The 6,689-nt window shown below is 67.3% G+C and carries 5 protein-coding genes; all 5 read right to left on the reverse strand.

The features are described 5' to 3' along the window. Window positions 1-104: 104 nt before the first annotated feature. The 5 genes from CCS01_RS25335 to CCS01_RS25350 all read right to left on the reverse strand — a co-directional run bounded on the left by CCS01_RS25335 (window position 105) and on the right by CCS01_RS25350 (window position 6,236). Window positions 105-1,070, reverse strand: coding sequence for a hypothetical protein (locus CCS01_RS25335; protein ID WP_104521550.1), 966 nt, complete (start codon window positions 1,068-1,070; stop codon window positions 105-107). Then, complete coding sequence (locus tag CCS01_RS25340; protein ID WP_104521551.1) at window positions 1,067-1,480, reverse strand: hypothetical protein; 414 nt, start codon at window positions 1,478-1,480, stop codon at window positions 1,067-1,069. Before CCS01_RS25340 ends, CCS01_RS25335 begins: the two co-directional genes overlap by 4 nt. A gap of 1,097 nt (window positions 1,481-2,577) precedes the next feature. Further along, window positions 2,578-2,757, reverse strand: a complete 180-nt coding sequence (locus CCS01_RS33185; RefSeq protein ID WP_146101955.1) for a hypothetical protein — start codon at window positions 2,755-2,757, stop codon at window positions 2,578-2,580. 233 nt (window positions 2,758-2,990) lie between these two features. After that, window positions 2,991-4,877: an AAA family ATPase gene (locus CCS01_RS25345; protein WP_158258591.1), complete on the reverse strand. Its 1,887-nt coding sequence runs from the start codon at window positions 4,875-4,877 to the stop codon at window positions 2,991-2,993. A 315-nt stretch (window positions 4,878-5,192) separates the two neighbouring features. Then, window positions 5,193-6,236 carry a GIY-YIG nuclease family protein gene (locus CCS01_RS25350; RefSeq protein WP_146101956.1) on the reverse strand — a complete coding sequence of 348 codons (1,044 nt, stop codon included), beginning with the start codon at window positions 6,234-6,236 and terminating at the stop codon, window positions 5,193-5,195. Between the last annotated feature and the right edge of the window lie 453 nt (window positions 6,237-6,689).

Raw genomic sequence — 6,689 nt, forward strand, 5'->3', positions numbered from 1 at the left:
CTACAAGGCGGTTGTCGATGCCTGCTGCGAGGCCTGGAACAAGCTCATGCAAATGCCGGAACGGATTGCTTCCCTGACCCAGCGCAAATGGGCAGCAATAACGGTCACCGGATAGGGCCGTTGGTATTAGCCGTGACATCGTGCTCCTCCTTGAACGCCGTGCCGACAGAGCCGCCACCCTGTGCGGCGGCCTCTCCCGGGCGGATGATTGCAGAATCCTGACTCGCCAAGTCTGGCGCCGCGGCCCGCATCCGGGCGTCAACGGCGCGCTTTGGCTGCCGCAGCAGCCGATGCAGTGCGCCGACCAGCACCGGCGCGCCGCCGTCTGACCCATCGGTTTCGATGATCCAGGTCCGGTCCTTGTCACCGGCCCGCACGGTCATCCCAAGATCGCGAAGGGCGGCGCTGAACGCCGCGGCCGAGGCAGATTGTTGCCATACCGCGGTGACGGTTGCTTGCGCCTCGGGCAGCGCGATGCCTTGCCGCGCCGCCGCCTGGTGTTGCCGTCCGGAGTACGCACTCTCGGGCCGTGGAGCACACGCCAGTTTTGCGACCTCCGCCGCCGCGACTTCGTCATCGGCCGCGACGAGCGCTCGCACGACCGCCGCATTCCACCGCCCGATGACCGGCGCGTGGCCGAGCCGCAGCTCGGCCAGCCGTGCGATCTTCTCTTGCCGCGGCCGCATCCAATGCGCATTCAACACCCGCCGACGCACCGGATCGTATTCCGGCACGAGCACGTGCCAGTGCCGTTCATAGCCCTTGCCGCCAACCCGCGGCTTGCAATGCTCGATCACCACGCAGCGGTCGGGTGGAAAGCCGAACTCGGCGCCAAGATCGCACAGCAGCGCCCCGAGCTGCGTGCGTGTCATCGGCTCCGCAGGGCTGATCTTGAGGTGGCGAATGGCGTAGGGCTTCCCTGCGGCTTTTGCGTCATCCACCATCGCGACGAGGTCTTCAGGGCCGCCATACAAGGGCACGACTTCCTCATTGGCCGGTCCGGCGAAGACGTGCCTTGTCAATTCGGCCAGGTCGAGGTTCGTGCGAAGCCGGGCGGCTTGGATGATCATCGCCCGGCCCTCCGCTGACCGGCGCGCTCGACGCGACGCAGCAACGCCTCGGTCCGGCGCCGGATGAGCGCGAGGTCACGCGCGGCCGCTTCCAGCGCTGCCTCATGCGGCGCGAGGTCGGCGCGCCGTCCAGCCCGAAGATCCGTGGCGAGGATACGGGCAATCTGGTTGACGTTGTTGCCCACCCCGCGGCCGAGGTCCGTGCGCAGCGCCACGATGGCGGCACGCAGGTCGGCAGCGGTTGTGCCTGCGATCACGGCCGCATCCGCCGCCTCACGCATCCACGCGGAAAGCGACACCTGCGCCCGCTGGGCCGCTTCGCGCCAGACCGTGCGCTGGTTCATCGTGGTGCCGCTGACCTTGAGGATATCCTGTCGGCCCGGGCTGGTGTTTTCGCTTGTGTCTTGCATGCAAGCCTCCTCTGACGGCGGCGCCGGAGGGGGGTCCACGGGGGGCTTCGCCCCCCTGGCCAGCCTGCCGATGTGGCCACGTTCGTGGCCATGATCGGCACGCCTGGCAGGGTACCATGACCACCCAAAGCGCCTTCGAATCCGAGAATGGATCCGTTGCTTGCAAGAAAGAGGGACGACGTCGTGCAATCAGTCGCAGGCGGCCGAACACGGCAACCGGCGACCGCAAGCCTGCCGTGCAAGCCGGGTGAACGTCGGCTGTCTTCTGCATGTGGGGCGAACGGCGGTCATTGACTGTGCCATGCTGCCATCTGCTCTTTTGGCGGCCTCATATTTCAGCGGTTACCGTGGGACCATGGGGAGGCGTCATGCAGATAAGGTATCTGGACAGTAAAATACCGGCATTTTAACTTCCAGGCACCGTATCCAGACGGTATTCCGAAGCCGGGCAAGCCAGCCGACGAGCCCGGCAAAAGTTGTTACGCAAGCTGGTCAATCTGTTGCGCAACCCGGATATCGTGCCAGATGAATCCGACAACGCACTGAATTGCCGTCGAGAGTCAGCGTGTGCCACCGAAGAGGTACCTGAATACCGATTCACGCGGTAACAGGATAACACAGGCGGCGATGACATCGACAGCGGCCCGCGAGTTCACTGATTGTGGCAGCGAATTTCGTTGACGGGCGGCATCGCCACGACATTGCACTGTCGCTGCTGGCGGGCTTGCCAATTGGATCAGCAGGCACGAAGGTCAACCCGCGGACACAGCGTCCGCCGTGTCAGGTACGCTCGCATGGCATAGCTTCGGCGAATACCTCCGCGTGCACCCATTTGACCCGCTCAGGACCGCGCGCGCGTGCAGCGGCCACCGTGGCACCGATTGGTCCCCCATCGCCATACCAGGCCGCCTTTCGGGTCAAGGTCGAACACCATCATCGCCGCGACGTAATACGCGAGACCGAACCGCTGAAGCAGGCTCCGGCACCCTACCGGATGCCGAACGATGTTTCACGATGCCGAAAAGCTGTTGCACGCTTGCCAATTTGTGCTGCCACGCCTGCACAAGTTGCTGATTCAACAATGGATTTCCAGCTGGTCAGCGCAGCGACAGCGGACCCAGGCCGGACGCGGGCACGGCACGGCCTTCAGCGTTCCATGAAGATGGCAGATCGGCCAAGCGGCCTGATCCGCCAATCTCAAGGCGACCATTCTTGCAGCCGCCAATAACGATTTTCTCCTGCCCGCCTGCCGCCTCGTGATGGCCAACCAGAGGCATGCGCATGTCCCTGAAGCCTGAGGGCCAGCGCCCGCCCTGCATCGTGTTGGGATCGCCAGCCGGTCAGCATGGTCTGCCGCGGTCACCTGAGAGAGAAGTAACAGCCCGGTCACGGGACCTGACGCTGATGCAATCCCGGCGGCACATCGTCAAAGCCCCGATGTTGCAGGGCGTGACGACGTTGGGCACGGCGCCCAGAGTTGAGTTTGCGATGGGGACAGGCACAGCGACCATCAGCTTTGCTCGGGTGCGAGAGCAGCATGCCGTGCGACAATGGCCGCCGCTTCCGCACCGGCCAGCGCCCCCCGCTCCAGCAAAGCCGCGGCCAGTGCCTGCACAGCGACCGCGTGCTGCCGGATCAGACCAAGCGCCTCGGCATAGGCTGCGTCGAGGACCTGACGTACCCGCGCCGCCAGACCTGGATCCTGGCGCAGCATTTCGGGCAGAGTGACGGCGGTGGGCGCCCCAGACCAAAGCAGGCCGGTTTCCGGATCCAGTCCCAGCGCTGTGACCCCCAGTGTCGCCAAGTGCGTGGCGCCCGCCAGGTCACTGTCGAAATCTCCGCCCGCACCCGCCGTGACCTGACCGAGCAGGACCTCCTCGCTTGCTCGTCCCGCAAGACGGATGATCAGACGGCGCCGGTAGTCTGACGCCGTCAGGCATCCGGCGGCGCCGCTGGTCAGCGTAACACCGCCACGGCCGCCCGCCGCTCGCAGCGATACCGCCGTCAGCATCCCCACCCGCAACGCAAGGCATGCCACAACATGACCGGCCTCGTGCACGGCCGCGATCTGCAAGTCCCGCGGACTGCGCTGGTCGCCATCGCCGATCTCTGCCAGAACGTCGTCCATCAGCAATGCGCGGCCCGCACGACGAGCCCGTCGGCGGGCACCCCGGACCAGCCTTTCCGCGTCGGCACCACTGGCACCGGCGGCAGCAAGCGCCGCGGCATACAGGTCCTGCCCCGCCAAGTCCTGGCCGAGGTGCTCGCGCAGAATGCCGACCAGGGCCGAGGGATCGGGATGCCGGACTGCGATATGCCGGTCCAGCCGTCCGCTGCGGACCAGGGCCGGGTCAAGCCGGTCCGGATAATTGCAGGCGGCGATCAGCACCACACCCTCGCGGCCCTCGACCCCATCAATCTCGGCCAGCAGGGCATTCACGACCTGGACCTCCCATTCCGCGTAGTGGTGGCGTACCGTTCCGCGATCGGGAAAAGAGTCGATTTCGTCGATGAACAGAATCGCAGGCGCCGCCTTGCGGGCGGTCTCGAAGGTCGCGCGCATGGCCTTCAGCAGGTCACCCTGGTGACCGGTGCCGCTACCAAGCCAGGCGTGATACGACCCGCTGATCAGCGGCACCTCGCACGTCGCCGCCAGTGCGCGGGCAAACAATGTCTTGCCAGACCCAGGCGGCCCGGACAGCAGCAGGCCGCGATCGACGGCCTCCCAGGTAAGCTGGCCCTGGCGGACCCGTTGCAGCTCATCGGCTAAGGTCAGGCCCCAGCTGACGGCTTCGTCCATCCCGTGCAGCCGCTCGAGGCGGGGCGTGTCGCGGATCGAGGCTGAGCCTGCGGTGGCGGGATGCGCCGCAGTCGGGCGATCCCGCTCCAACAGGGCACGAAGCTTGGCCAGGTAGGCGTCCGCGCTTTGATCGGGCCGACGAGCCAGCCGCAGCAGACGGGGGGTCAGCAAGGCAGCGTGGTCATCCGCAAACGACGTGTTGGCTTCCTCGCCGCAGAGCATCCGGGCCAGGAGCAGGACATCAGCGCCGGTCAGGGCAGGCATGGTGAGACAAAGATCGGCACTGTGGACAAGGTCCTGCGGCAACCAGGCCAGGTCGGCGGCCATACCGACACAATGACGTCCGGCGGCGACCGCGTCGGCAAACACCTCCGCGCCAAGCGCGAACTGATCGATGGACGGCGGTTCCGTCGGCGCCCACGAGACCCAGACAGCCGCGTCGGGATCGTAAAATGGCTCGTAGGTAGTGCGGAAGCCGTCCTCCGGTCTGGCTCCGGCTCGGGCCTCGCGCTGCCAGTGGTCGTACACGGGCAGTGTCCACACCGCCGCTCGCAGCGCAATGATCACCACGACGCCGTCGCGGGCGGCCTGGGCCATGGTCGTTCCGACCGTGTGGAGCGCGCGGCCCAGCAGCAAGCTCGCCGCGAGATAGACTGGATCTCGGGGTCTGACAGGCCCGGCGTCCTGGTCCGGACCGGGCAGGTCGGGAAGCATGGCAGCAGGGCGCTGGCGCAATCCGCGCCTGGTCGTTCGCATGATGGATCTCGATAAAGACGGAATGGGAGCGGGCGGAACCGGTGGATGAAGGGCTCGCTCGAGCGGAACCGCGCGAACCTGCGGCACGCAGGATCATCCACCTTCTCCGGCCGAGCCAGGCTCTGGCGGTGCCTCGTGCGGCACCGCCACCGGGTGTTATGCCGCGGCGTCGCCGGTCCTGACCGGGTTGGCGTCGGGGCGGAAGCCAAACGCCCATTCGATAGCCTTTGGCGTCAGCTTCTCAGGCCAGCCGGGCACGCACCGGAGCCGACGGCGAATGGCGGAGAAGCCCAGCCGCTCCGGCCGCTGGCGGTCGAGGTTTGGATTGTCCAGCACCCGCCGGACCACCTCGCGCACGCCGCCGCGCAGCACCTGTCCATCCGGCAGGGTCAGGCTGATCACGACCCGCCGGTCCAAGCCGTGCAGCAGCGCAGCCAGCAGTGTCGCACGTCTCAGTCCGTCCGGATCGAGCACATCTCTGCGCAGGCGCTGGTAGCGGGTCAGCACGGTGGCTTTGGGCACGCCGCTCAGGCGTGCGAACACACCGGCGTTCACGTCATCGGCGTCGGGATCCGTCGGGTGCGGCAGCGAGAGCGGCGGCAGGCGACCGCGCCCGACACCGCCGGTGCGGTGCGTTCCCTTGCACCGGCGGTCCGCGGCCATGTCGTCCGTGGCCGCGCATCCCGCGCGGCGCGCGCGGGAAAGCTTTGAGCGGGCAGTGTCGACCCGCAGCCCCTCGGCGGCGGCCAACTCGCGCAAGGACTGGTACGTGCGGCCATGCCAGCGAAATGGCACGCGTTCGCCGCGTCGATCGCGGTGCGGGGTCAACTCCAGCGCCTGCTCGATCGTCCAGCCGAGGTCGCGCCGGGCGTAGACCCCGCTGAGGGACAGCGGCGCCACACCGGCCACCGCGCGGTCGGCGTCGATCGCGGCGACGGCATCCATGAGCGAAGGGAAGTTCAAAAGGCCACGGCTGGGGTGCATGACAGCAACCGGCATCGCGTTGCAGGGGCCGCCCAGGCTGCTGCCACCCGGCATCAGGTTGAACCCGTGCGGTGCCGCTGTGCCGAGGCGGGCGATCCAGGCGCGCTCCAGTTGGCGCGCCTGATCAGGGTCCGCGGTCTCGGCGAGGACTTCCACGGTGAACGCCGCGTCAAATGACCCGCCCTGGGCGTGCACCGCGCGAATCGCTTCGGCCAACGAGCCGGACCTGACAAATCGAGACCGCCGCCGGGCCAGGAGCTCGTGCATGGCCATCCGGATTTGGATCGGCCGGCGGGTCACGCCGACGTAGCCGCGGTGGTCCGACTCCCTCTGGATCAGATAGATCCTCCAGTTCGCCGGCGCGGGATCGACCTGACTCTCGAGAGCGTGTGTCTCGGAAGGGTGAGGGGTGGAAAGCTCGGTTGCGCTGCCGGCGGACAGCGCAATGGTACTCGTGCTAGTACACCTCGCCGGAAGTGGCGACTCCGTTGATGGGTGGCCCGGCGCGGGTGAGTCTGGTTTGCCACAGTCTGGCGGCAATCGCCGTGACCAGCCGCCGTCAGGAGCCGTTCTGGCGAGTCAGGAGCGGCCTGAATATGGCAGGCCACAGGCTCACGCCTCGCCCTGATTCACCGGAGCCTTCATGCCCCGTCTGACTGCCGCCCCGAT

Origin of the sequence: Rhodopila globiformis (assembly GCF_002937115.1) — a bacterium.
GTDB classification, from domain to species: Bacteria; Pseudomonadota; Alphaproteobacteria; order Acetobacterales; family Acetobacteraceae; genus Rhodopila; species Rhodopila globiformis.